Here is a 23,673-nt window from a genome sequence, read left to right as displayed (position 1 = left end):
CCGGCGCCCTGCCGACCGGTGACCTTCCGTTCGACCTGCCGACGGACGCGCCCGAGCTGAACGTCCCGGTGCTGGGCGACGTCAAGACCGCGACCAGCCACACCCCCGGCAACACCGCCGGCAGCGTGACCGTCGACGGTGAGCAGGCCAGCACCGCGGCCGGTGCCGCCGCTTCGCCGGACCACGTCGCCATCGCGGGCGCCGCCGAATCCGAGCTGGCGACCCTGACCGGCAGCGGTGTCGCCGGTCAGGACCTCGCGAGCGGCCTCCAGACCGAATCCGGTCTCGGCTCTTACTCCGCCGGCCTCGAAGGCACCCCCGCCGGGTTCAGCTCGATCGGCGACCTGAACGACTCCCTCGACTCGGACGCGCTCGCCAAGAGCGCCCCCGCCGCGGGCACCCTCGCCGACTACGTCTCGGCCGGCGGTGCCCTGCTCGACCACCCCGCCGAAGCGCGCGCCGCCACCATCGGTGGTTACCTGACCAACGGGCTGCCCGCCGCTGCCCCGGTCAACGTGCCGACGAGTGCGGTGGCCGACGCCGGTCAGCACGTCGGCGGCGCGCTCGACCAGGCCACCGCCGCGACGGACCAGGCCACGCACCTGCCCGTCGACCTGCCGGCGCACCCGGCGGCCGAGCTGCCGCAGGCCCTGCCGCACCTGCCGATCGCCAACCCGCTGCCGGACGTCACCGGCGGGCTGCCCGGCGTCGTGCACGGCGTCAGCCTGCCCGGCGTCGACGGCGGGCTGCCGGCCGGCGACGCCGTGTCGCACAGCCCGCTCGGCGACACGCTCGACCACGCTCAGCTGCCCGAGGCCTCCGGTCTGGACAGCCTCCACAACGACCTGCCTTTCGGCCACTGACCGCGCCCAGTGAGGCGAGTGGTGTTCTCGCCAGTGCCCTCCCTCAAGGGTGAGAACGCTGCTTGCCGGTCGTGAACGGCGGGGGTGTGTCTTCGGACATGCCCCCGCCGTTTCCTTTTCGTGACCGGACAGGGCACACTTGCTGCCCGTGATGGCACCACCCTGGCTCGAAGTGCTGGACGACACCGTCCGCGCCTGCGCCACGCACCGGCGTCCGGACCTGGTGGAGCGGCTGACCGCGCGCAGATCCAGACTTCTCGACCCGAAGGTGCGCGTCGTCGTCATCGGAGAGTCCGGACAAGGCAAGAGCCAGCTGGTCAACGCGCTGCTCAACGCCCCGGTCTGCGCGGTCGGCGATGACCGGACGACCGTCGTGCCCACGGTGATCGAGCACGCCGAAACGCCGACCGCGACCGTGGTGACCGGTGGCAGGCTCGCGATCGAAGGCCCGGCACGCACGCCGGTCGCGGTCGAGTCCGTGACCGCCGAGGCGAACCGCGAGGCCCTGTCGGTCACCGGGGCGCCCGTGGTGCGCACCGAAATCGGCCTGCCCCGCGCACTGCTCGCCGGTGGCCTCGCCATCGTCGACACCCCGGCCCGCGCGGCGCTGGACACCGTGCAGGAGATGTCGGCCGACGCCGTGCTGATGGCCACCGACGCGACCGCCGACCTTTCCGCGGCCGAACTCCGCCTGCTCGAACAGGTCGCGCGCCTGTGCCCGACGATCATCGTGGTGCTGACCAAAATCGACCTCGTGCCCGGCTGGCGCGGGGTCGCCGAACGCATCCGGGCACGCCTCGACGAGGGCGGTCTGCTGGCCACGGTGCTCCCGGTGTCCGCGACGCTGCGGCTCGCCGCGGCCCGCACCGGCGACAAGGCGCTCAACGAGGAATCCGGATTCGGTGAGCTGATTCGCTTCCTGCACAAGGATTTGCTGGGCCAAGCCGATCTGCTCGCCCGGCGCTCGGTCGCGGCGCTGACGGCACTGACCGTCGAGTCGCTGCTGGGGCCGCTGCAGGAGGAATTCGCCGAGACCCAACAGTCCGGCAGCGGCGAAACGGTCGCGCGCTGGCACAACGAGGGTCGCCGGCTCGAACGCCTGCAACGTGACGCCGTCCGCTGGCAGACCCTGCTGTCCGACGAGGTCGCGGACCTGCTGTCGGACGTCGAGTTCGACCTGCGCGACCGGACGCGCCGGATTCTCGTAGAGGTCGACGAGTACTTCGACGCCGCCGACCCGGCACGTGCCTGGGAGAAATTCGAGCCCTGGCTGCGGGAGAACCTGACGGTCGTGGCCGAGACGAACTCGGAATGGCTGCTGGACCGCTTCGAGTGGGTCGCCCGCAAGATGGCGCGGCTGGTCGCGCCGCACCGGCCGGACGCGGTGCCGGAATCGTTGCCCCGCGACGTGCCCGCCGATTCGGTCGGTGATCTTCGGATGCCGCGGGTCGAGAAGTTCGGCGTGGGGCAGAAACTGTTCATCGGGATGCGCGGGTCCTACAGCGGTCTGCTGATGTTCGGTCTGGCGACGACCATCGCCGGGTTGCCGTTGATCAACCCGATCTCGCTGGGTGCCGGTGCCGCGTTCGGCGCGAAGAGCGTGCTCGAGGAACGCGGGAACCGGCTCAAGCGGCGGCAGGCCGCGGCGAAGAGTGCCGCACACCGGTATGTCGACGACTTCTTTCTGACCTATGGCAAGCACAGCAAGGACACCGCGCGCCAGATCCACCGCGCGCTGCGGGACCGGCTGACCGGGGTGGCGGACGAGCTGCGGGCCGAGATCACCGAAAACGCCAAGTCGCTCAAGCACGTCATCGACACCGACACCGCGCAACGCACCGCGCGTGCCCACGAAATCCGCCGCGGTATCGAAGAGCTCGCGCTGCTGCGGCAACGCGCGCAGTCGATCGGCGGGTTCCGGCAAGCGCCCGCGCTCCGGGGGCTCACGGCGTGAACCTGGTGCGACGCACGCGAAGGATGCTCGAACAAGCTCTTGACGCATATCAGGACAGCCCGCGCGCAGCCGGCTGGCTGCGGCGTCAGCTGGACCGGTTCTCGGACCCGCTGCGCCTCGCCGTCGTTGGTGCGAAGCAGACCGGCAAATCGACGATGGTGAGCGCGATCGCCGGGCAGGAACTGGTGAGCCAGGGCGACGGGATGAGCTGGTTCCGGATCCCGCCAAGCCGGTCCCAGGGCGAGCTGACCCTGATCGACACGCCCGCGATCGACGCCGACGCCGCGCCCAGCACGATCGAAGGGATCTGCCTCGAAGCGGACGCGGTGCTGTTTTTGGTGCGGCATCCGGTAAACGCGGATCTCGGGTTCCTGCACACCCTGCAGGACCATCCGATTGCCCGCGCGTCCGCGGTGAATTCGGTGGTCGTGCTGTCCCGGGCCGACGAGCTCGGCGGCGGCCGGGTGGATGCGCTGATCTCGGCGCGGCAGATCGCGCGCCGCTACCGTCGCGAGGCGCGGCTGCACGGGCTGTGCCAGGACGTGGTGCCGGTGGCCGGGCTGCTCGCGTCGGCAGGCCGGACCCTGCGTCCGGAGGAGTTCGACGCGTTGGTCGAGCTGGCACGGGTGCCGCGCGCGGAACTCGAACCGCACCTGCTGTCCACCGACCGGTTTCTGGCCCATGACGGGGAAAACCGGGCCGCGTTGCTGATGCGGTTCGGGCTGTTCGGGGTGCGGCTCGCGGTGACGCTGATCCGCCGCGGCGCGCAGACCCAGCCGGCCCTGGCCGCACAGCTCATTCCCCGCAGCGGGCTGGCCGAGCTTCGGGACACGATCGACCAGTACTTCACCGAACGGCAAGCGGTGCTGAAAGCGCGGTCTGCGTTGCTGGGCCTGGAAGTCGTGCTGCGCATGGAACCGCGCCCCGCCGCGGCGGCGCTCGCCGGTGAGCTGGAGCGGACACTGGCCAGTGCCCACGAGTTCCGTGAACTGCGGCTGCTGGCCGAACTTCGCACGGGACGGGTCGCGTTTCCGCCGGAACTGAACGGAGAAGCGCTGCGGCTGGTGGGCGGGCACGGCCCGGGGATCGCGGAGCGGCTGGGTTCGGCCGGTGCGGACATCGAACGCACGGTCTTCGACGCGATCCGGAGGTGGCGTGGGCTGGCGGAGACGGCGGGCTTCAGCGCCGGTGAACGGCGGGCCGCGGCGGTCGTCCTGCGCAGCTGCGAAGCGATGGCGGCGGGCGCACTGTGATGGCCGGGTTGTCCCTGGCAGGCTGAGCAGCCTGAGCAATTTCGGGGCGCGACAACAGGTGGCTGCCGCGCCGGCGATCAGTCTTCGGAGTCGGTCGGCTTGAGGTAGGCGGTGCCACCGGCGGGCATCCGCCGGAAGAAGTCAACGCGGGTGAGTGGCTGACCGAGCGGCGCGCCACCGAGAACGACCTGGTCCGGAACACTGCCGCCGTGGGGTGCTGCCACCACCGGCTCGGCCGTGGAGTTGCTGGCTCTGCGGGGGGAAGCCCACTGCGCTGCCATCAGTGTCCTTTCAGAAACGGGTAACGGCACCGTCCAAACAAGACGGTGCCGCCGTCGATGTCGTCGCAATCGTAGACCCGCTGTCCACAGGGCCTCAATGGGACTCACTTCACCCGATAAGCGAGTTCCGACGCCACCAAACCAGAGAGGATTTCCACCTTTTCCGGGCCCAATGCGCTGAGTGCCAACGGTTCCTGCCCGAGCTGATCCACCACCTCGGCAGCGTTGCGGTTGAGCCAAACCAGCCGCGGTGGATGCCCCGGACCGGCCAGCAGCATCCGGCCGGTGGCCATTCGCGCCATCCGGACGAAAGGTTTCAACGCGTACTGCCCGTCGGGGACAGAATTTGCCGAGTCGATCGTGCGGATCGCGGCACTATCTTCACGCAGCAGCGCGCGAAGTAACCACTGAGCGTCGCTTTCCAGCAACTCTTCGACACCGAGCAACCACTGTCCGATCTCGATCTCCCGCGTGCGCGCGAACGGCAGCAGGGAGTTCGGGCCGAGCTGCCCGGTTTCGCCGGACGTGGTCACGGCCTCGGCGAACTGCGCCATCAACGCGTAGGCATGGAACGCCGCGACGACCTGTTCGAGCGGCCACCGTGCACCCGACCAGGACGGGCTGAACGTCCGGTCGTCCGTTTCGGCGCCCAGGAAATCCCGGGTGATCGCGAGGTCGAAGAACTTCTGGTGCGCCCCTTCGTGCACCAGTGCATCCGCGACGTCATAGGGACAAGACGGCTTGTCGATCAGAATCAACCCGGGAAAAAGGCGAGACGACGCGGAAACCAGACCGTTGGAGGTCGCCGGGTCCAGGACGACGAGCAATGCGGTGTGGGGCAACAGGTCCCGGGCGAGCGCGGGACTGACTTCCCGCAAGCGGGCCAGCCCGGCTTCGATGATCTCGATGGCCTCGCGGAAGGATTCGCCGCCGGCCTCGGTGAGCAGGCGCGGTGGCTTACCCGGAGCGCCGCTCTGCCCGTGGATGATGCGAAGGGCGGCGGCGAGCCGGTCGTTGGCGCCCGCGCCGGCTGCCATCTTCAGCTGCCCGCCGACTTCGGTGACGACATCGTCCAGATCGTCGGTGGCGGCGGGATCGAAGGGAACGCGGTCGGCGAGTGCTTCGCCGACGCGGAAGCGGAAAAGCGGATTGTCGAGCCGGGTTGCCGGCAGCCGCGGCGCATCACGCCAGAACAGCTCGACCGCCAGCTGGTACAGGGCGCGCCGCTCGGCGAGTAACTCGGGCGCGAGCTCCGCGTGTAGCACGGTGGCGTCGGGCCAGTCAGGTCTGTGGTTCATCCGCGCGGCTTCCGGTCAGGAGGAGCGACCTTCAGGACCGGGTCAACCTACCCGTCCGGCCCCGCGGTCACTCCGCCACCTCCTCCGAAGGAAGTTGTCGGACAACAGTCAGACAACTAGCCTTCGGCTCCCCGTCATCTCATCATCAGATCGTCGAACCGAACAGCGAAACAATTTCGACCAGACCGAGCACAGCCAATGTCACGCCGGCCGTCACGGTCATCACCAGTACCGTCCGCCATCCGATCAGCGTGACGCCCATAGCTACCAGGAAGATGACAATCAGCAGGTTTTGCGAGTTCACCACAACACCTCCTTCGACGAGAACCGGGTTGACGAGCTTGTGTCGTGTCATCCCGGTGTAACGAGCATCCCCACGATGTCGGTTGTCTGTCAAGTTACATCTTGTGGACCGACAACTTGCGTCTGCTGTCTGTCCTTGCTAGCCTCGGCGGGAACACGCGCTCGGGGCGCTGTCTGAGTCGGAGAAGGCAGATCATGGATGACGAGAGCTGGTCGCTCTCCCCGGACACTCGCAAGCCGCTGCCGGAACTGATCGAGGACAAGCTCCGTCAGTTGATCGAGAGTGGCCGCTTCAAGGCCGGCGACCGGTTGCCCACCGAGCCCGAGCTCGCCCAGCGCATGGCGGTCGCGCGCAGCTCGCTGCGTACCGCGCTGCAGAGGTTGCAGCTCCAGGGAATCGTCGAGGTCATGCGGGGTCGCGGCTGGTACGTGCGCTCCACGGATGTCGGTGATCGTGACGATGTGCTGTTGCTGGACAACCACGCCAGCGAGTCGGACCTGATCGAGGTGCGGATCGCGCTCGAAGCGACGGCCGCGAGCCTGGCCGCGCTGCGGGCCGATGACGGTGAGCTCGACGAGATCGCCAAGCGTGCGAAGGAGCACCAGACCGCGCCCAACGACGACAAGGAAGAGTTGCTGCGGACCGACGAGGAGTTCCACGCGGCGGTTGTCCGGGCGAGTCACAACGAACTGCTCGAGCAGCTGTACCGGAGTCTCGTGCCGAAGCTGCGCGGGTCCCGGCGGAACAGTTACGGGACGCACGAGTTGCAGAACCGGTCGGCGTCCGAGCACAACCAGGTCGCGTGGTTCCTCAAGCGGCGTGACGAGGGCGGGGCGCGGGTATCGATGACGACGCATCTGCTCGGGCTGTACAACGACGTGGCGAGCCATGCCGCCACGCCCGCGGCGGAGCGGGCCACGCTGAACACGTACGTTTACGACTCGGAGGAGGACGAACCGCGCTGGCACCGGCACTGACCAAGTCCGCCGACCGGGCGCAGTTAATCCGAACGGGCCTATCGCGTTCCTGCTCTCTCCGCACACGATGGTCGTCGACGAGGCGGAGAGGTAGTGAACGCTGGGGAGTTCTTCGGTGATGCGCGCCCGACCGAGCATCGGCGGCGTGCCCGTGTGGTTGCGGCGTTGTTGCTGTTCCTGGGCGCGGTCGCGTTGGCGGCGGTGGTGTCGTGGACACCGGATCCCGGCTGGGGCGCCGCGATCCACCGGTTGCTGGAGCTGAGTTTCCCGGTGCTGCTGCTCGCGGGCGGTGTGCTCGGGGCATACGAGCTGATCCTGCGGCGGTGGATCGCGGGTGAGCTGGCGAGAATCGCCGGGCCGCGGATCGTGGAGGCGCTGCTCCCCCAGCAGGTGATGGAAGTTTTCCTGGAGTCGATCTACGGGAAGAACGACGCGAACCGGGACGTGATGACCGGTGTACTGGGCGGCGAGGGGCGGCGGCCGCTCGGCGGGGACCTGACGATCAGCACGCACACGGGCGTCAACGTCGAGCTGCGGGCCGTCGATCACGAGCTGTACCACTTCTCGCTGGCGGTGACGTACAGCTTCAAGAAGAACGTTCAGGTCGACCGGTTCATCATTTTCGCCACGTGTAACGCTTTGCTGCGCGACTCCATCAGTTCGGGGTGCCAGTTGCCGCTGTTCGAGCTGTGGTTCGTGCCGGACAGCGAGTTGTTCCAGAGCTCGGTGGACGACATGCTGCCGTCGGTGCGGCTGGGCATCGAGTACCTGGACCAGGAGCTGCGGCACCATGTGGCGGAGTCGAGCAGGCCGCGCCTGCGCGAGGTGAAATTCCAGAACTGGCCGGATTATCTGTCGTTTTTCCGGGAGGACATGGGTGCCCTGCCGCGGCAGAGCCCGCGTGAACATCTCGGCGATCTGCGCATCTTCGAATGCGACTTGAGCGATATCGCCGACGACCACAGAAACGTGGCGGCGATCGAACGCCTTTCCGTGCGCGCGACTTCGCTGCAGCGCATCGACGAGGGATTCTGCTACTGGCAGGCGCCGTATCCGTGCTATGTGGACAGGATCACGTTCGCGGTGAAAGAGCTGGACATCGACGGTACCGGCGATTTCCAGTTCAACATCGCCCCGTTCACGTTCCGCTCCAACACCGCCCCGACCCGCTGGTTGAAGGCGGAGGACCTGCCGGAACTGGAAGTCCGGTCATGGTTGCTACCGGGCCACGGGGTAGTCCTGTTCTGGCGCCGCGGCGCGGGTTGAGGGGCGGCGGCTTGATTTCCGGAACTGGACAAACGGCTGCCGTTCTGATTTCCGGCAAGCATCGCGAAATTCTCGCCGCCACAGCGCAGTGACCGCTCGACTTGAGCCCGGGGTGACCTAGGGCCTAGACTCCTGAACACTGTCACAGAGTTCAGGAGTCGAGATGATGCCAACGATACGAGTCTCGGACGACGTGTTCGATGAACTACAGCGTCGGGCCACGCCCTTGGTCGATACGCCCGACTCGGTGTTACGGAAGGCGCTTGGCCTCCCCACAGGAAAGACGGCAGGGAAAACGGGGCGTCTCACGCCGCTACTGAAGTCCGGCGTCTTGGCCGTCGAGCAACAACTCATCTGGCGACAGAAGCGACTTGGCCAGGTCCAGGTCGCTTCTGTCACGGCGAACGGATGCCTCAGTCTGGCCGATGGCCGGACAGCGGCCTCTCCGTCCGCGGCTTGTGCAATGCTCAGCGGCAACAAGAGTTACAACGGCTGGAAGGAGTGGCGGCGCGCATCGGATGACAAGGTGCTCGACGAGCTGCGCTGACCGGCACCCACTGGCGGTCGAACAGCTCGCGCCAACCCACTTCCGTCCACAGTGGATTGTCAGGTTTCCCGGCGAGAACCGAGGATCAGCAGGCACAGTACGGCAACCCCTGCCGCCAGTCCGGCCACGATCAGCATCGGGTCCAGCGTTGTCGTGGTCGTCGGCGTGACGCCCGCCGCGACCGCGGGCTCGGCCTGCGCCGGCACAGCAGTCGGCGCGACAGCCGGCGCAGAGTCCACGCTTGTGCCGGCAGGCATCGACATCGCACTCGGCGGCAGCGCCGGGACGACGGCCTGTGGCGCCGAGGATGCCTGGCCCGCCGGTTTGCGCTGGGTGGTGGTCTTCGGCGCGCTCGTCACCACGGGCGCCGGCACGGGCGCGGGCACGGGCTGCACGATGACCTGCGCACGCATGTCAGGGTGAATCGAGCAGTAGTACGAATAGGTTCCCGCCGTGGTAAACGTGTAACTGAAGCTCTGCCCAGTACTCAGCATCGGGCTCTTGATCGCCACCGGCGCGCTCGTCGTGGTCACGTCGTGCGGGGCCTGGTCATGGTTGGTCCACGTCACGGTGTCGCCGACGTGCACGGTCAGCGCCGAGGGCGAGAACGCATAGCTCTCCATCATCACGGGCTGCGTGGCCGCGCTCGCCGGTGGCGCGAAGACCATCAACCCGAGCAGGCCGAGGACCGCCGCCATCAGCAGCCGCACCGTCCTCATTGGACGAACTCCGCGGCGAGCTCGACGTGCAGCGGTCGGTCCCCGATCACCTGCGCGATCCAGTAGCCGCGCGCCGGCCGCCGGCGCGGCGGTGGCAGCACACCTTTGAGCCACAACGTCACCGCGAGTTCGTCGGCGTACGTCAGTTTGCCGGACAGCCGCAGCTCCCGGCTGACGCCCAGCACGTCGAGCCTGCCCACCAGTTCCACGTCGCGTGCGCCCGTCAGCTCCAGCCAGGTGCTGGAAAAGTGCAGGGCGGGAAACGCGCTCGCGCATAGTCCTCCTTCGTTGGTCAGTGCCCGCGCGAGCCCGGGCACGTTGGTGCGCAACGACCCGGCGTCGAGTTCGAGTTCCAGCGCGGGCTCCTCGCCCAGGCTGAGCCGCCCCGCGGTGGCGGCGAACCGGCCACGCAACACCGGCACGCGCAGAAACCCCGCCAGCGTTCCGCCGATGTCGAGAACCACCACTACTGAATTCTCGGCCCGCCTGGCTACGCTCGTGCTGGTGATCACCGCCCTGCTACGGGGCGGCAGCCAAGTCGCCGAAGCCCACAACGTGCTCGTCTCTAGCACAACCGCGAAGGACTCGTCTGTCGCGAGTGGACCGTCGCGAGTGGACCTTGTGTTTAACGATCGCACTGGGAAACCGGCACGACGACGGTTTCCGGCGCGACCGTATCCGTGGCCCTGCGCCCCCTCGGCCCCGCCGGAACCTACACGGTCGGCTGTCACATCGTGTCCGACGACGGGCATCCTGTGTCGGACACGTTCACGTTCGCGCTCACCAACGCCGGAGCCGGCACCATCGTGGCGCGGCGCATCGCCCGGTGACGGTTATGCGCCCCGACGGTCAGCTGACGTCGCCGGCGGCCTCCCGGACGGCCTTGTCGACGTCCTTCGGGTTGACGTCGAGTTCCTTGGCGACGTGCTTTTCGGCTTTGAGCGCCGCCTTGTCCAGGGCCCGCGTCAGCGTGCTCTCCCCGACTACCACCAGGGCGGCCTCCCCGTCGTCAATGATCTCCCCGAGCTCCTTGACATCGGCGCGGGACATGCCACGCCACAAATGGCCGCCAGCCCCACCGACCGCGGCGCCCACCACGGCGGCGCCGATCACGGCGGGCGGGAACAAGATGCCGACGACGGCACCGACCGCGGCGCCGCCCCATGCGCCGTGGCGGGTGGCCGTCTCGTCCTTGTTCACATGCACCTTGCCCCCATCGTCCTTCGTCACCACGGCGGCGTCGTACGTCCCGACCGCGCCCGCCGCACGCAAGTCCTTGACGACGTCGTAGTCAGCTCGCGCCGCCGCCTCCGTGGGGTAGGTGCCGATGTAGATGAATACCGCGTCGGGTTTCGCCATGTCGCAGCTCCTTTTCTCCCCGCATTCGCACACGGCTGTGTGATTTGCTCGCTCGTGCGTCAGAGTGGGCGCTCGCCTATGGCCTCGCTTCACCCGCTTGCGGTGATACGTGCCCGGCTGTTTTGGATTCGCGGTACGGTCAAGCGTGCCCGCGAAGATCGGACACCGTGATGCCTGAAGAGCACCGCAGCGGTCGGGACCTGGGTTTTCGTGCCCCGGCAACATTCGTTGAGCACGTGCGCCCGGACGGCGTGATCGTCCGGCTGGAGTCGCGCTTCCATCGCAAGCACCAGAAACCGGCTGCGGGATCGACCTGGTGGGCGCCCGGCGCCCGCGGGTGGTGGATCGCCGTCCTGTTCGCCGCCGGATCGCTGCTGTTCGCGCTGGGTTCGGTACCGGGATATGTCAACGCTGTCGGGGAGCGCGGGGATACGGTCACCTACTTCGTCGGCTCGCTGTTCTTCACCGCGGCCGCGTTCCTGTCCTACCGCGAGGCCGTGGACGCCGCCCCGGACGGACTCAACCCCGCGCACCGGCGGGTCTTCACCTTCCAACCCGGGCGGGTCGACTGGTGGGCCACGGCGATCCAGCTCCTCGGAACCTGGTATTTCAACGTCAGCACTGGGGTCGCGACAGTGCAAAACTTGTCGGCGACCACCGCACACCAGCATGTATGGCGGCCGGACGCGATCGGCTCGGTCTGCTTTCTGATCTCGAGCGTCCTCGCCTGGTACGAGGTCTGCCACGGCTGGTCCGCCTGGCGACCCCGGTCGTGGTCGTGGTGGATCACGCTGGCCAACCTGATCGGATCCATCGCGTTCGGCGTCTCCGCGGCGGCCGGCTACATCAACCCGCTCACAGGGCAGGTACACAATGCGGCGCGCGCCGACACCCAAACCCTGATCGGCGCGATCTGCTTCCTGATCGGCGCAGTCCTGCTGATGCCGGAACGCACCAGCAAGCCCGCACCCGTATAAAAGGCGCCGACTGGCTGTGCCACGGGGCTGGCCGACAACAAGCGGAAGCGGAGGGATTTGAACCCCCGGTGGGTTGCCCCACGCTCGCTTTCAAGGTCCATGAATGCCTGTTCGGACGTGGTCGCACCCGTCTTGACCTGCGGCGGAGGGCGTGGCTGCGACGAGGGAGAGGGGTCGGACGGGTCCGGACTGCAACCCAGACTGCCCACTTGGCCGACTGGCCGGACAGCGCCCGTCCGTCCGACGCCCCATGTCTCTCGACCCGCGCCCGACTAGAGCAACTTGTTGAGGTCAGCGAACAGCTTCTCGAACCGGTCTAGGGCTTCCTCGACTCCGGGAAGCATGAGTTCGCCAGAATGTTCAAGAAGGTACCGAGCCGGAGCATAGTGATCGTATTCTGCAACGCTCGAAGGCAACACACGAAAGTGCTCCTCCACCTCTGCAGTCGCGCGTTGAGGAGAATCTTCCGGCTTCTGCTCGGGGAGGACCTGCGCAGCGGTCAACCCATAGGCCTTGTTGACCAGGGCAACGTAGAAGGACCGACCCAAGAGATCTTCAGTATCGGCTTCGGTCGCCCCTTCGCAATACATATCAGCCGAAAAGACGCGGCCGTCTTTCAGAAGTTCAGACTCCCTCAATTCACGAACTTTTTTCTTGTCACCCTGACCATAATCTGTAAGCACAACAACATTCAATTCATTCCCACCAAATAGCGCCATAAAACTAGGAATCTTAGTGATGCCGCCACAAGGTGTCACCGTCCACCTATTATCAAGGGCAATCCGATCGCGCTCACGCAATCTATCACTCGCCCAACGTATATAAAGGAGATCAGAAGGCCCCTCGACGAGCAGACAGTTCTTGCCAACAAAAAGCGTTTGAGTCACGTCATACCCGAGAGCCGCCTGGAGCGGAAATAAGGTGTCGTTGTCTGCACTCAGTACGCGGTCTCCCACCTTTGTTCCAAGAACCTCATCGTCTTCAGCCGTGACATCTTCAACAGTTCGACATGACAACAAGTCAGTCGGGTCGATCATGAACGGCGAATGAGTGGTGTATAGCACCTGATGTCGCGGTAAAAGTTCGGCCTTCATGTACCTGAGCAAGTCAGCCTGCGCTTTAGCATGCAACGTTAGGCCCGGCTCATCGAGCAGCACGATAAGGTTATCCCCATGCGTCTTTTGAACCTCAGAGAACCACACCAAGAAAGAAAAGAACCAAATGAACCCTGTGCTGCGCTCATCCAGTCGGATTGTCGCGCCATGTCGAAGGTTTTCAATGCGAGTCTGGAACACCTTGCCCGAATTGAAAGGCGCCGGATCACCAACTGCAGCCTCATCGAACCTGAAGTTCACCTTCAGATGCTTATTTTGAGACCAGTACTTGAATATCTTCTTCGACAGCCGCGCTCCGACCGCTTCGAGCTTACTAATGAGCTGCTCGGAAGTGCTAATGCCTTTTATGCCCTCAGGGGTGGTACCCACCATTGACAGCAACGCAAGAAATACTCTAGCCCCCTGTAATTGATCTATACTTCCCGCAGCCTGATGCTCTAGTAGCTGATTGAGCGAGACACGCCCCGGCAGCCGGTCATACTGTGAATAATAGACGAAACCGGGAAGACGATTCCGTAGATATATGATTACGGTGGGCCAGAGACCGTTCTTATGCCACCGCTCGTCAAGTTCGGAAAGAAACGCTTCCTGTCGTGGCGACCGTTCGTCGTTGTCCCGCAAGGCCTTCATGAGGGCGAATGTCGTTGCGGCACCCTTGAGGGCTGCCTTCTCGTCAGACTCCAGACCGGAATTTGCTAGGGCAACCTCGGCGGCCTTCTTCAAATCGAGCGGGAGTGTCCAGTGCAGCTCATTGTCGTAGTCCTTTGTCAACGTGATCGTCGTACCGTCTAGCACGGCCTTGTCACCCGCGAGGTCGGTTATGTACTCGATCTCCTCAGAGTCGAGTTCCCACTGGGTTCGTATAGCCACATCAGCTTGGTCGGATTCCTCGTATTCCGACCAGTTCATCCGTGGATACTCAGTCTCACGAACCTCTGTCCTCCCAGGAAGAACAGAGTTCAGCTTCTCAATCGCTTCAAGGATGGCCGTCTTGCCCGACTCGTTCTTACCCACCAAGCACGTTAGTTCGTCGACCGAGAACCAGCCTGAGTCGAGAACGGACTTGAAATTTTGAACCCGGACCTTACTCAGCCGCATTCTTTCCCCATGCCTTTCAATAGCTCCGCTACGTCGAGCTATGTCGCCTCTCGGATACGGTGCGTTACACGTTAGATCGCAACCAAATTAGCTCATGACTCAGACAGTTTTCGCCCATCGCTGCCTCCGTAAAGTCGAGCCAAGCGATCTAGCTTGTAGCCTGAGTTCGTGACAGATGTGTGGCAGGTCCAGGTAGCAGCCCCGAGTAAGGAACACGCGGCCGAGCTGGCGCGCGGAGCCGTCGAGGTCCGCCTTGCCGCTGGGGGCCAGGTCATCGGCCCGGTGACCAGTGTCTTTTGGCATCTTGGCGAGTTCGGCACCGGCGAGGAGTGGACGGTCATCCTCAAGACGACGGAGGACCGCTACAAGGCGCTGGAGCAGCACATCGTCGAGCACCACGAGTGGAAGAACCCCGAGATCACGGCCATCCCGCTCGCGGCCGGGCTAGCTCCGTACCTGGAGTGGGTTGAGCGGACGCTGAGCGAGTAGGTCAGCCACTTCGGACACCGACTGGTGGGGTTGCAGGCGGTCCATGACCACGCTGAGCCGCTGCTGCGGGCGGGCCGACGCGACATCGGTCGCCAGGCCCAGCGCGCGGGTCGCGGCGGTGGCGGAATGCTCGACCTCCCCCGCGTCCAGATACGCCTCTGCCAGCCACGAGAGGTACAGCGCCTTGTCCCGCGCGTGGCTGTCGTCGTACTGGGTCATCGCCGCTTCCAGGGCGGGTACGGCACGGAGCGGGCGGTGTAGCTCGGTCCAGCAGCGCCCGGTGATGATCTGCAGCTCAGTCGGGTTGTGCGCCCAAAGCGCCCAGTCAGGCCCGTACCCGTCGTCGGCCGGGGCGGTCAGCGCCGCTTCCGCCTGCCCCAGTGCCCACGCGGCCTTATCGGCTTGGCCGGCAACGGCGTACGTCCACGCTCCGCGCTGGTAGAGCAGCGATTTCACGCCTGGCTGCGCGCTCTTGGCTGCGATCGAGCAGGACTTGTCGGTCAGGTCAACGGCCACGTCCGTCGAGGGCAGGAGCTGATACGAACGGAGCGCCAGCGCGTTCGCCGCGAGCGCCGCGTCGTTCGCTTCCTTCGCGGCGTTGAAGCTCCGTTCGTAGAGTTCCTTGGCCTGGCCGTGCCAGCCAGCATCGAACGCCGCCCACCCGGCCTGTTGCGCCTGCTCGGCGAAGAACGACAGCAGCTCCTGACGGTCCGGGCCGGAGAAGCTACCGCTGCCGAGCATGGTCGCCGTCTTCTCAATCTCGGCGACGTAGAGCCGGTACGTGTCTGCGCCGCCCAGGTGGTCGTCGAGGCGCCGCAGCCGGGCGAAGCTCGCCCGGAGTTCGGCGACCGTGCTGGAGCCGACGCGGTTGCCGACCGTTCGGGACGGCATGCCTGGCACCTGTGCGGCCAGGGTCGTCGCTGCCAGGCCAGCGCCCAGTTTCATGAAGTCGCGTCGCAGCACCGAAGGGTCTCCATCCTCGCTCGAAGGTTGGGTGTGCGAGGCATCGGCAACAGGGCGCACGTGACGCGTGCTGGTCTCCCAGGCGCGCGGTGCGAGGTCGAGCATGGCTCCGGGGATGTGGAGCCCGTCCGCGACGCGTTCGAAGATCTCGACGCGTTGCGCCTGCACACGGCCGTTGATGTAGTCCTGCACGCGGGAGACGGTCATCTCACATCGTCTGGCCAGGTGTGACGCGGTGAATCCGACGCCACCCCAGCGTTTGGCCAGCTTGAGAACCTCGCCCAGATTCCGTTCAGCGCACGCCTGCCGGAAGTCCGCACGGGAGAGGACTTCCGGGGGTAGGTGATCCGCTGGACTCTGCCTTGCCACTCCTCGATCCTCCCCCAGGTCGGGCTACAAGATCCCTTGTTACTGGCGAGTTTACTCAGCTTGGGTACTCACGACGTCCTTATTGCAACCCTGCGACCAGCGGTTTTCTTGCTTCATGAGCAACGCCAGCAAGCGCGGACCTCAGACCGAAACCAGCGAGCGAGGAGACCACAGTGGCCAAGAACGCGTTCCCTCCGATCAAGACCGGCACGAGCCTGCTGACGAAGGTCGTCGGGCTGCTCATCCTGATTGCTCTGCTCACGCTCGTCGTGAAGCACCCGACCGACGCAGCAACATGGGTCGGCCAAGCCGGGCACTTCGTCGGCACGGTGATCGACGGCCTTGCGTCGTTCCTGCAGCACGCCATCGGCTGAGCACCCCTCCCCCGGCCGGTCAGCGTTCGGCTAAGCGCCGCTCAAGTTCCTCGACGCGGTCGGCCAGCCCGTCGACCGTGCGGCGGAGTTCGTCTAGCTCGGTCACGGTCGGCTTGTCGTCGGCGGGCTCCTGCCGCGTGCGGACGTATGACCCCTTGCCCTGCCGGGTCACGATCAGCCCCGCGTCCCGCAGCACGGCCAGGGCGCTCTTGACGGTGCCCGTCGACACCTCGTATTCGCTGCTCAGCGCCGGGAGCGCCGGAAGCTGGGCGCCGGGCGCGAGCTTTCCGGACTCGATATCGCCCCGCAGGGCTTCGGCGATCTGCCGGTACGGCGGCCGCGAGTCGTCCGGGTCGAGTTTTCCCATGTCGGCGACCTTACCCCGAACCGACAGTGTTACCCCAGATCTATCCCTGTTGACCGGGTTAGCAGTGTCAGCTAACGTCTCTCCTGTCGCACAAAGCGCAAAGCCCCGACCGGTGCTGCAACACCAGCCGGGGCGGACATCGAAACCTTGGGAGCATCGATGCAGTTCGAGCCTAACCGCATGTACCGCGTCCGAGCAGTCGCCGAAGCCCTGGACGTCTCCGTGGCAACCATCTACCGCGCCATCGAGGCCGGGAAGCTTAACGCGTTCAAGATCGGCACGGGCAAGGGTGCCCTGCGCATCCCCGGCGAGGCGATTCCTGCCTATCTGGACGAGTGCGCGAACGCGGCGTGCGTGGCCGCGTCCGCTGACGGCGGTGAGAGCTGATGTCTGCTTTCGAAGTCCTGCAACGGTTCGGGACCCTCGCGCTGTTGAAGTTCGCCGCCGCCGTAGCCGTTTTCCTGCTGCTGCACCTGCTTCGTATCCCGCTGGTTCTCATCGCCCGCGTGCTGGAGATCTCCATGCACCGCATTGACCGGTTCGCCGCGAAGCAGGCCAGCAAGCCCCCGGCGCGGCCGATCAACCAGTTTTTCCGTCCTGCGAACGCATTCCGGGAGGAGCCCAGCAATGTCCACGCCTGAGCACACCTCTGCCACCGACACCACTGCACTGGAAACCCGGCAGCGTGCGCTTGCCGCGATCTACGACCACACCACCAACCCGACCCGGACCGCCAGCGCTATCTCGTGGGCTGGTTGGCATCTGGGCGAAGTCGCGGGCGTGACCGTCCCTTTGGGACTCGCGCTGACCGTGTGGGACGGCTTCTATGCCTTCTCCGGTCTGGCTGCCGCCTGCTGGGCGGCACATGAGGTCCGTCTGTATCTGAAGCAGCGTGCGATCCGCGCGAAGGAGGCGCAGCGATGACCTGGCGAGAGGAGAAACGCGCTGACCGTCTCACGGAAGCGCAGATTCGTCGAGAGGAAGCAGCCGCTCAGGCACAGGTGCGGATTGCCGAGCGGTCGGCGGTTGCGCAGCAGCGCCGCGAGGACGAGCTGGCACGCGCCGAGGCTCGACTTGCCGAGCAAAACCGGCGTCAGGCGCGGCGGGCCGCGCGTTTTGCCGGCATGCGCGCTTGGGCCGCCAAGCACGCGGTCGACCTGCTGATCTACCCGCTCGCGCTGGTGTCGGCCGTGCTCGCCGTTCCGGCCATGGCCGCGTATGGCCACCAGGTGTACGGAAACGCCACGGGTTACGCCCTGTTCTGTATCACCGAACTCGGGATGTGGGCGTTCGCGCTGGCCGTGCAGATCACCCGCCACCGCCACCCTGAGCGGCCGGTGTGGGCGCTGCAGTTCGGCGTGTGGGCATTCGCGGCGGTTGCCTTTGGTGTCAACGCCCTGCACGGCGCCGAGCGCGGTTTCTCCCCCGCCGTCGTGATGGGCATCGGGTCGATAGCGGGCGTGCTCGCGCACCAGCTCATTACCGCGGGGCACCTTCGCTCCCGGACCGAGCGCACTCACGCAAGGATCGAGCGGCAAGCGGCGCGGAAGGTCGCACGAGTGCGGCGGACGGCGGTCCGCCAGGCCGTTGCCGAGATCGCCACGGACGGCACTGCCCACCTCGTATTCGCCCCCGGCCGGTACGTGATCGTCCGCAGCCGCGTCACCCGGCGTGCTCGGCTCGAATCCGCGATCGTGCCCGGCCTGCCGATCGAGGCCACCGACTGGGATCGGGAGTTGGCCGATCTGCTGGCGACTCCGGAAACCCCCGCGATCGAGGGGCCCGACGACGCGATCGGCAGCAGCTCCGTCGCCACCCTCGATCGAGAGCCTGACCAGCAAAAATCGACCCCCAAACAATCGAAGGTCGGGGGACACCCGGGCCGCACGATCGCTCAGCTTCGCTCCGAACTCAATCGAGCGTTGAAGGCCCGGCCGGGGTCGATCGATCCCACGTCCGCCGAGTCGATCCGCAAGGCGTTGCGCTGCTCCCCCGCCCGCGCCCGCCAGCTTCGCGACGAACACCGCCAGGGAGGCAGCAAATGAGCACCGACAACGACCGTGACGAGTTGGCGCGCGTGCACTACCTCCCGACGTCTCCGGCAGAGGCGGATACGGAGGTGATCGAGGGCGAACTCGTCACCGACGAGGAGTACGCGCTGCTCACCAGCCAGAAGGCCAAAGCGCTCGAACGCTACCGGGGCTACCGTCGAGACGCGCTGACCGTCTACAAGACCGTCCGGGTCGCGGCCACCCACGACTACACCAAGACGGCCGGAAAGACCGTGATGCGCCACGGCACCTACGTGCTCGGCGGAGCCGGGGTGCTCGCCAAACGGGTGTGGGAGGCCAAGACCAACTCCCGCTACGAGCGCCTGTTGCGGGCGGCCGAGGTCCAGGGCGACTGGGATCGGCTGGCCGAGTGGGAGCAGCGTGCCGAGCAGGCCCGCGAGCGTCGCCACCGGCGGCGCATGGACTGGCTCGACGCCCCGGCCAAGCTGATCAAGGCCGTGGTGATCGGCGCCGCCTCGCTGATCGGCTTCCTGTTCGCGCTCGGCATCGTGCTGGCGATCTCCTCGAAAGACATCGGCCGGGTGTTGGGGCCGATCGAAGCCCTGATGAACCTCGTGCAGTGGATCGCGTGGGTGGTCACCGTCGTGTGGGGTCCGCTCGTGCTGGCGGCACCGTGGGCCATCGTGTTCGCGCTGTGGAACATCGGCCGCCGCGCGGGTGCCGCGCCGAGCTGGCTCATGCACAGCGGCCAGCGCAGCGGCGAGGGTGCGCCGATCACACCGTCCATTGTGGTCACTGCCTTGCGTGACCTCGGGATTGCCAAGCTGGCCTCGGCAATCAAGGAGATGGGCGACGCCGGAGCGTCGATGCTCGGACCGATCCGGATCGCCGGGTGCGGTGTTGAAGTCGACGTGACACTGCCCAGCGGCGTGACCACGGAGGAGGTGCAACGCAAGCGGCGCAAGCTCGCCGAGAACCTCTCGCGCCACGAGCACGAAGTGTTCATCACGATCCCGCAGGCCGCGCGCACGGTGCGGCTCTGGATCGCCGATTCCGGGGTGCTCGACGAGCCGATCGGACCGTCTCCGCTGGTCACCGACCCCGATGCCACGGCCGACCTGTACACCGGCCGCGCGCCCTGGGGCCAGGACCTACGCGGTGACGCCGCCGCGATTGCCTTGCTGCAGCGGCATTTCCTCATCACCGGTCTGTCCAATCAGGGCAAGACAGCCGCACTTCGGGCGCTTGTGCTCTGGCTGGCGCTTGACACGTCCACCGAGTTCCGTATCGCTGACCTCAAGGGTGTGGGTGACTGGCGGATGTTCGAGGGCCTGGCAACCACGCTGATCCAGGGGCCGACCGATGAGCACGTCATTGCCGCAACGGAAATGCTGGAGGACGGGGTGTCCGAAATGGAGCGTCGCATCGCCGCGCTCGAAGCGTCCGGGGCGACGGACGGCGTGACACGGGAGATGGCGCGCAAACCCGGTTCCGGCTTCCACCCGATCTTCCTGGTGGTCGACGAAGCGCAGGTGGCGTTCATGTGCCCTGCCGTGGGCGAAGACAAGCGCCCGTACGGCGGCACGAAGAACACCAGCCGGTACTTCATGGCCGCCCGGAAGATCCACAACCAGGGCCGCGCGGTGAACGTGCACCTGTGGCAGGGCACGCAGGACCCGACCGACCAGAACCTGCCCAAACTCGTCCGCGAGGGTGCGCACATCCGCGCGTCGCTGGTCGTCGGCACCGAGGAGCAGGCCCGGATGGCGCTCGGCGACAAGGCCGTCAACGGCGGCGCTGCACCGCACAAGCTCCGGCAGGGCGCGGACAAAGGCACCGTGGTGGTCGCCGGAGACGGCGTGCAGCTCCCGGCCGGGCAGGCGTCGATCACCATCCGGACGCACTTCATCAACGGTGAGGACGCCACCGAGGTCGCCGACCGCGCCAAGGCCCGACGGGGCACGGTCACCACCACGAGCGCGGCCGAGCCGGAAGAGCGGGACCTGCTCGCCGATGTCGCCGACGTCCTGGGCAGGGACAGCGCGGTCAAGGCCACGGACGTCGCGGCACGGCTACGGAAGCTGGCTCCAGACCACGCCGACTACCGCAAGCTCACCGCCGAAGGCTTGGCCAGCTGGCTCGCGAACGAGGGCGTGGCGGTCAGGAAGGCCAACGGAACGCTTACTGTGCGTGCTCGGCTGGTCCGAGCCGCGCTCGACGACCGCGACGACGAAGGGTGAGCCGGAACCACCCCGCAGGAGCGCGGAAATCGGGCCGCTGACCAGCCTCGCCGGACAGCGATTCCCTGACTCCCTTCACTCCCCGATCGGCACATCTCCGCAGATCAGGAGTAGTGACCAGAGGAAGGGAACGGGGAAGGGCAAATTCCCTTCCCCGGCCCGAACTCCCTAGCTCGCTCACCACGAACTCCCTCCCCGCGCGGCGTTCACACGGACGTCGTGACGGCACCTCCTACCCCAGACACGGACACGAAACGTCACCGAAAGGCAGACCGATGACCACCGCCGACACCTCGCTCACGGAGTGGGCGCTGTACCTCGCCGCGCTCGGCTGGCCCGTGTTCCCGCTCCGCCCCGGCACCAAGCGCCAGCCCGCCGTCAAGGACTGGGAGAACCGGGCGACCACCGACCCCGACCGTATCCGCCGCTGCTGGAGCGCCGACCGATGGAACATCGGGCTCGCCACCGGCCCGGCCGGGCTGGTCGTCGTCGACCTCGACATGACCAAGGACGGCGACGCCGGGCCGGACGGCGCGACCGCACTGGCGACGGTTGCCGCCGAGCGCGGCGGGCCGCTGCCGGACACCTACACCGTCGCCACGCCGTCAGGCGGACGCCACCTGTACTACCGCGCTCCGGCCGGAGTCCGGCTCCGCAATACACAGAGCCAAATTTGCACCAATGTGGACACTCGCGCCGGAGGCGGGTACGTGGTCGCTCCCGGATCGGTCACGGATCAGGGCGCCTACGAGCTGATCGACGAGCGCGACCCCGCCGAACTCCCGGCCTGGTTGGTCCAGGCCAGTGCCGAAAGGCCGTCAGCGGCCGTCTCAGCGCCCGTTCAGATCCGCTCTGCCGACACCACCGCCTACGGGTCGGCCGCGCTCCGGGGCGAAGCAGAACGCGTGCGAAACGCCGCACCAGGCACGTACAACGGCGTGCTCTCGTCGGCCGCCTACACGATCGGCCGCAAGGTCAGGGCCGGACTGATCGACCACCACACCGCTCGCGCCGAGCTGATCACGGCCGGAGAAACCCTCATCGGCTCCGACCACTGGCCGCCCAACGCCCGCGAAGTCACCCGCGTCGTCGACGCCGGACTGAGCAAGGGAGCCAGCAATCCCGTGCAGCGAAAGGAGATCGCGTGATGACCGCTGACGCCGTGGCCGCGATCGACGAAGTGATCGGCGCCCGTGGCACCTGCAATCAGTGCAGCCGTCCACTCGGTGACTCGCCCTCGGACGACTTCTGCTCCGAGAACTGCCAACAGGTCTGGCGCTCGGCGAATCGCACCATCGTTGCTGGCCATGAGGTGCTGGACCGAGTATGCGACTTTGTGGCTCGGTTCAACATCTTCCCGTCCGAGCACTGCGCGCCGATGCTCGCACTCTGGTACGCGCACACCCACGCGGCTGACCACTTCTACGTAACGCCGCGCCTGATCCTGTCCTCTGTCGAGCCTGGCTCCGGCAAGACTCGGGTGCTCGAAGTGGCTCAGTTTCTCGTGCGGGCACCAGAGATGACGTTCTCCGCGACCACCGCAGCTCTCTTCCGGATGGTCAACGACGGGCCGATCACGATCCTTTTCGACGAAGTGGACGCCATCTTCGGCAGCAAGAACGGAGGCAACAACGAGGACCTTCGCGGCCTGCTGAACGCTGGCTACAAGCGAGGCGCCACCGTGGCCCGGTGCGTCGGCGACGCCAAAGCCATGAAGGTGCAACGTTTTCCGGTGTTCGCACCAGCCGCACTCGCGGGCATCGCCGGGAACATGCCGGACACCATCACCACGCGCGCGATCACCGTCCACATGAAACGCCGCCGCGACGACGAAGAGGTGGACGAATTCTGGGAAGAGGAGGTCGAAGCAGAGGCTGTGCCGCTCCGTGACGCGCTGGCCGCGTGGGTGGAGTCGGTCACTGACAAGATCAGCCGGGGCCGTCCAACCATGCCGCCCGGCGTTCGGGACCGCTCCGCCGAGATCTGGCGTCCGCTGATCGCCATCGCCGACGCTGCCGGTGGGCACTGGCCGGACACCGCGCGGGCAGCGTGCCTGTACTTCGTCGAGGTCGCCAACACCGACCGCAGCGGCGGCGGCACGCGGGTGCGCCTCCTCGGTGATCTCCGCGAGGTGTTCACCTCCGCCCAGGCCGACGAGCTGCCCACGGCCGCGATCCTCGACGCCTTGTGCGCCATGGACGAGGCACCTTGGGCCGACCTCGACGGCAAAGCGCTCGACGCCCGGCGGCTCGCCCGCGAACTCAAGCCCTACGGCGTCACGTCGAAGAACGTCCGGCTGCCCGGCGACAAGGTGGCCAAGGGCTACCACGTCACCGGCGACGGCGGCCTTGCCGACGCGTGGAGCCGCTACCTGCCCACACCCGCTACTGCCGCTACATCCGCTACGGGCCAGGCCAGAGGCGTAGCGGATACGGGGACGTAGCGGATGCAGCCGCTACAGCCGTCCGGCCGCCACCATCGCTGTGAACGCCCTGTAGCGCATAGAGCCGCTACGCCCCCCGTATCCGCTACGGCCCTGACCAGGCACGTAGCGCCGGTAGCGGACGTAGCGCACCCGAGCAGGCCCTTCACCAACCCCACGACCGCAGGAGAACGACCAATGGACACCGCAAGCTTCCTTTCAAAGGACACGACCGGCGCCCGCGTGCTGCTGACCGTTGAAGCCGCCGCGAAGCAGCTCAGCATCGGCCGCACCACCATGTACGCGCTCATCAAGGCCGGGCACATCGCCACCGTCCAAATCGGCCAGCTCAGGCGCGTTCCTGCCGCAGCCCTCGCGGCCTACGTCCAGAAGCTCACCGACAACCAGGCCGCCGCCTGACAACCG

25 protein-coding genes and 2 pseudogenes are annotated in these 23,673 nt (G+C 66.8%); 18 read left to right on the top strand and 9 right to left on the bottom strand.

Features of this window, described 5'->3' with window-relative positions:
- From GKO32_RS38200 to GKO32_RS28205, 3 genes and pseudogenes are all read left to right on the top strand, one after another.
- Positions 1-863 (top strand): annotated as a pseudogene (locus GKO32_RS38200) (hypothetical protein); the annotation flags it as partial.
- A gap of 148 nt (positions 864-1,011) precedes the next feature.
- Positions 1,012-2,817, top strand: coding sequence for a dynamin family protein (locus tag GKO32_RS28210; RefSeq protein ID WP_312868660.1), 1,806 nt, complete (start codon positions 1,012-1,014; stop codon positions 2,815-2,817).
- Positions 2,814-4,070 carry a P-loop NTPase family protein gene (locus GKO32_RS28205; protein ID WP_376766002.1) on the top strand — a complete coding sequence of 419 codons (1,257 nt, stop codon included), beginning with the start codon at positions 2,814-2,816 and terminating at the stop codon, positions 4,068-4,070. The genes GKO32_RS28210 and GKO32_RS28205 overlap by 4 nt, the downstream gene beginning before the upstream one ends.
- Before the next feature lie 77 nt (positions 4,071-4,147).
- Here the strand turns inward: GKO32_RS28205 and GKO32_RS28200 are convergent, their stop codons facing one another.
- The 3 genes from GKO32_RS28200 to GKO32_RS28190 form a co-directional block, all read right to left on the bottom strand.
- A complete protein-coding gene (locus GKO32_RS28200) occupies positions 4,148-4,351 on the bottom strand; it encodes a hypothetical protein (RefSeq protein WP_154759933.1) in 204 nt (67 codons plus the stop codon).
- 104 nt (positions 4,352-4,455) lie between these two features.
- Positions 4,456-5,649 (bottom strand): aKG-HExxH-type peptide beta-hydroxylase, encoded by a 1,194-nt coding sequence (locus GKO32_RS28195; protein WP_154759932.1) that lies wholly within the window; start codon positions 5,647-5,649, stop codon positions 4,456-4,458.
- A gap of 145 nt (positions 5,650-5,794) precedes the next feature.
- Positions 5,795-5,953: a hypothetical protein gene (locus GKO32_RS28190; protein ID WP_246244813.1), complete on the bottom strand. Its 159-nt coding sequence runs from the start codon at positions 5,951-5,953 to the stop codon at positions 5,795-5,797.
- A gap of 194 nt (positions 5,954-6,147) precedes the next feature.
- Between GKO32_RS28190 and GKO32_RS28185 the strand changes: the two genes are divergently transcribed.
- The 3 genes from GKO32_RS28185 (at position 6,148) to GKO32_RS28175 (ending at position 8,743) form a co-directional block, all read left to right on the top strand.
- Positions 6,148-6,930 carry a FadR/GntR family transcriptional regulator gene (locus tag GKO32_RS28185; protein WP_154759931.1) on the top strand — a complete coding sequence of 261 codons (783 nt, stop codon included), beginning with the start codon at positions 6,148-6,150 and terminating at the stop codon, positions 6,928-6,930.
- Between the two features lie 93 nt (positions 6,931-7,023).
- A complete protein-coding gene (locus GKO32_RS28180; RefSeq protein ID WP_312868658.1) occupies positions 7,024-8,196 on the top strand; it encodes a hypothetical protein in 1,173 nt (390 codons plus the stop codon).
- Between the two features lie 163 nt (positions 8,197-8,359).
- Positions 8,360-8,743, top strand: coding sequence for a restriction system modified-DNA reader domain-containing protein (locus GKO32_RS28175; RefSeq protein WP_154759930.1), 384 nt, complete (start codon positions 8,360-8,362; stop codon positions 8,741-8,743).
- A gap of 59 nt (positions 8,744-8,802) precedes the next feature.
- On the opposite strand, the gene GKO32_RS28170 is transcribed toward GKO32_RS28175, so the two are convergent.
- Together GKO32_RS28170 and GKO32_RS39990 are read right to left on the bottom strand one after the other, a co-directional pair.
- A complete protein-coding gene (locus tag GKO32_RS28170) occupies positions 8,803-9,462 on the bottom strand; it encodes a cupredoxin domain-containing protein (RefSeq protein ID WP_154759929.1) in 660 nt (219 codons plus the stop codon).
- The gene (locus tag GKO32_RS39990; protein WP_166459759.1) at positions 9,459-9,929 is read right to left on the bottom strand and encodes a YceI family protein; all 471 of its coding nucleotides are present in this window, start codon (positions 9,927-9,929) and stop codon (positions 9,459-9,461) included. Before GKO32_RS39990 ends, GKO32_RS28170 begins: the two co-directional genes overlap by 4 nt.
- A 180-nt stretch (positions 9,930-10,109) precedes the next feature.
- Here GKO32_RS39990 and GKO32_RS28160 point away from each other — a divergent pair.
- Positions 10,110-10,292: pseudogene (locus GKO32_RS28160) on the top strand (copper resistance protein CopC); the annotation flags it as partial.
- A gap of 19 nt (positions 10,293-10,311) precedes the next feature.
- Here GKO32_RS28160 and GKO32_RS28155 read toward each other — a convergent pair.
- Positions 10,312-10,821, bottom strand: coding sequence for a DUF1269 domain-containing protein (locus GKO32_RS28155; RefSeq protein ID WP_154759927.1), 510 nt, complete (start codon positions 10,819-10,821; stop codon positions 10,312-10,314).
- Between the two features lie 170 nt (positions 10,822-10,991).
- Here GKO32_RS28155 and GKO32_RS28150 point away from each other — a divergent pair, with 170 nt between their 5' ends.
- A complete protein-coding gene (locus GKO32_RS28150) occupies positions 10,992-11,798 on the top strand; it encodes a hypothetical protein (protein ID WP_208024570.1) in 807 nt (268 codons plus the stop codon).
- Positions 11,799-12,070: 272 nt separating this feature from the next.
- Here the strand turns inward: GKO32_RS28150 and GKO32_RS28145 are convergent, their stop codons facing one another.
- Positions 12,071-14,011 (bottom strand): ATP-dependent nuclease, encoded by a 1,941-nt coding sequence (locus GKO32_RS28145; protein ID WP_154759926.1) that lies wholly within the window; start codon positions 14,009-14,011, stop codon positions 12,071-12,073.
- Positions 14,012-14,179: 168 nt separating this feature from the next.
- Here GKO32_RS28145 and cutA point away from each other — a divergent pair, with 168 nt between their 5' ends.
- A complete protein-coding gene (gene cutA / locus GKO32_RS28140) occupies positions 14,180-14,500 on the top strand; it encodes a divalent-cation tolerance protein CutA (protein ID WP_312868657.1) in 321 nt (106 codons plus the stop codon).
- Here cutA and GKO32_RS38535 read toward each other — a convergent pair.
- The gene (locus GKO32_RS38535) at positions 14,456-15,832 is read right to left on the bottom strand and encodes a helix-turn-helix domain-containing protein (protein WP_208024569.1); all 1,377 of its coding nucleotides are present in this window, start codon (positions 15,830-15,832) and stop codon (positions 14,456-14,458) included. The genes cutA and GKO32_RS38535 overlap by 45 nt on opposite strands.
- A 173-nt stretch (positions 15,833-16,005) precedes the next feature.
- On the opposite strand from GKO32_RS38535, the gene GKO32_RS28130 reads away from it, so the two are divergent.
- Positions 16,006-16,206, top strand: a complete 201-nt coding sequence (locus tag GKO32_RS28130; protein WP_154759925.1) for a hypothetical protein — start codon at positions 16,006-16,008, stop codon at positions 16,204-16,206.
- Between the two features lie 19 nt (positions 16,207-16,225).
- Here the strand turns inward: GKO32_RS28130 and GKO32_RS28125 are convergent, their stop codons facing one another.
- Positions 16,226-16,573, bottom strand: coding sequence for a GntR family transcriptional regulator (locus GKO32_RS28125; protein WP_154759924.1), 348 nt, complete (start codon positions 16,571-16,573; stop codon positions 16,226-16,228).
- 159 nt (positions 16,574-16,732) lie between these two features.
- On the opposite strand from GKO32_RS28125, the gene GKO32_RS28120 reads away from it, so the two are divergent.
- The 8 genes from GKO32_RS28120 (at position 16,733) to GKO32_RS28085 (ending at position 23,667) form a co-directional block, all read left to right on the top strand.
- On the top strand, positions 16,733-16,960 hold the full coding sequence (locus GKO32_RS28120; protein ID WP_246244799.1) for a helix-turn-helix domain-containing protein: 228 nt from the start codon (positions 16,733-16,735) through the stop codon (positions 16,958-16,960).
- The gene (locus tag GKO32_RS28115) at positions 16,960-17,214 is read left to right on the top strand and encodes a hypothetical protein (protein ID WP_154759923.1); all 255 of its coding nucleotides are present in this window, start codon (positions 16,960-16,962) and stop codon (positions 17,212-17,214) included. Before GKO32_RS28120 ends, GKO32_RS28115 begins: the two co-directional genes overlap by 1 nt.
- Entirely contained in the window at positions 17,201-17,497 is a 297-nt protein-coding gene (locus tag GKO32_RS28110; RefSeq protein ID WP_154759922.1) for a hypothetical protein, read from the top strand. The genes GKO32_RS28115 and GKO32_RS28110 overlap by 14 nt, the downstream gene beginning before the upstream one ends.
- On the top strand, positions 17,494-18,618 hold the full coding sequence (locus GKO32_RS28105; protein WP_154759921.1) for a hypothetical protein: 1,125 nt from the start codon (positions 17,494-17,496) through the stop codon (positions 18,616-18,618). Before GKO32_RS28110 ends, GKO32_RS28105 begins: the two co-directional genes overlap by 4 nt.
- Entirely contained in the window at positions 18,615-20,825 is a 2,211-nt protein-coding gene (locus tag GKO32_RS28100) for an FtsK/SpoIIIE domain-containing protein (RefSeq protein ID WP_154759920.1), read from the top strand. Before GKO32_RS28105 ends, GKO32_RS28100 begins: the two co-directional genes overlap by 4 nt.
- A gap of 275 nt (positions 20,826-21,100) precedes the next feature.
- Positions 21,101-21,973 (top strand): bifunctional DNA primase/polymerase, encoded by an 873-nt coding sequence (locus GKO32_RS28095; RefSeq protein ID WP_154759919.1) that lies wholly within the window; start codon positions 21,101-21,103, stop codon positions 21,971-21,973.
- A complete protein-coding gene (locus tag GKO32_RS28090; RefSeq protein WP_154759918.1) occupies positions 21,973-23,268 on the top strand; it encodes a DUF3631 domain-containing protein in 1,296 nt (431 codons plus the stop codon). Before GKO32_RS28095 ends, GKO32_RS28090 begins: the two co-directional genes overlap by 1 nt.
- 177 nt (positions 23,269-23,445) lie before the next feature.
- Positions 23,446-23,667 carry a helix-turn-helix domain-containing protein gene (locus tag GKO32_RS28085; RefSeq protein WP_154759917.1) on the top strand — a complete coding sequence of 74 codons (222 nt, stop codon included), beginning with the start codon at positions 23,446-23,448 and terminating at the stop codon, positions 23,665-23,667.
- Positions 23,668-23,673 lie beyond the last annotated feature (6 nt).

Origin of the sequence: Amycolatopsis pithecellobii, assembly GCF_009707865.1 — a bacterium.
GTDB lineage: Bacteria > Actinomycetota > Actinomycetes > Mycobacteriales > Pseudonocardiaceae > Amycolatopsis_E > Amycolatopsis_E pithecellobii.
This window is presented reverse-complemented; position numbering and strand designations above follow the sequence as displayed.

Coding starts and splice junctions, on each gene's coding strand:
- GKO32_RS28100 (WP_154759920.1), top strand. CDS start 18,615: ATGAGCACCGACAACGACCGTGACGAGTTGGCGCGCGTGCACTACCTC.
- GKO32_RS28115 (WP_154759923.1), top strand. CDS start 16,960: ATGTCTGCTTTCGAAGTCCTGCAACGGTTCGGGACCCTCGCGCTGTTG.
- GKO32_RS28195 (WP_154759932.1), bottom strand. CDS start 5,649: ATGAACCACAGACCTGACTGGCCCGACGCCACCGTGCTACACGCGGAG.
- GKO32_RS28185 (WP_154759931.1), top strand. CDS start 6,148: ATGGATGACGAGAGCTGGTCGCTCTCCCCGGACACTCGCAAGCCGCTG.
- GKO32_RS28085 (WP_154759917.1), top strand. CDS start 23,446: ATGGACACCGCAAGCTTCCTTTCAAAGGACACGACCGGCGCCCGCGTG.
- GKO32_RS28155 (WP_154759927.1), bottom strand. CDS start 10,821: ATGGCGAAACCCGACGCGGTATTCATCTACATCGGCACCTACCCCACG.
- GKO32_RS28200 (WP_154759933.1), bottom strand. CDS start 4,351: ATGGCAGCGCAGTGGGCTTCCCCCCGCAGAGCCAGCAACTCCACGGCC.
- GKO32_RS28120 (WP_246244799.1), top strand. CDS start 16,733: ATGCAGTTCGAGCCTAACCGCATGTACCGCGTCCGAGCAGTCGCCGAA.
- GKO32_RS28150 (WP_208024570.1), top strand. CDS start 10,992: ATGCCTGAAGAGCACCGCAGCGGTCGGGACCTGGGTTTTCGTGCCCCG.
- GKO32_RS28145 (WP_154759926.1), bottom strand. CDS start 14,011: ATGCGGCTGAGTAAGGTCCGGGTTCAAAATTTCAAGTCCGTTCTCGAC.
- GKO32_RS28090 (WP_154759918.1), top strand. CDS start 21,973: ATGACCGCTGACGCCGTGGCCGCGATCGACGAAGTGATCGGCGCCCGT.
- GKO32_RS28105 (WP_154759921.1), top strand. CDS start 17,494: ATGACCTGGCGAGAGGAGAAACGCGCTGACCGTCTCACGGAAGCGCAG.
- GKO32_RS28110 (WP_154759922.1), top strand. CDS start 17,201: ATGTCCACGCCTGAGCACACCTCTGCCACCGACACCACTGCACTGGAA.
- GKO32_RS28125 (WP_154759924.1), bottom strand. CDS start 16,573: ATGGGAAAACTCGACCCGGACGACTCGCGGCCGCCGTACCGGCAGATC.
- GKO32_RS28095 (WP_154759919.1), top strand. CDS start 21,101: ATGACCACCGCCGACACCTCGCTCACGGAGTGGGCGCTGTACCTCGCC.
- GKO32_RS28175 (WP_154759930.1), top strand. CDS start 8,360: ATGATGCCAACGATACGAGTCTCGGACGACGTGTTCGATGAACTACAG.
- GKO32_RS28170 (WP_154759929.1), bottom strand. CDS start 9,462: ATGAGGACGGTGCGGCTGCTGATGGCGGCGGTCCTCGGCCTGCTCGGG.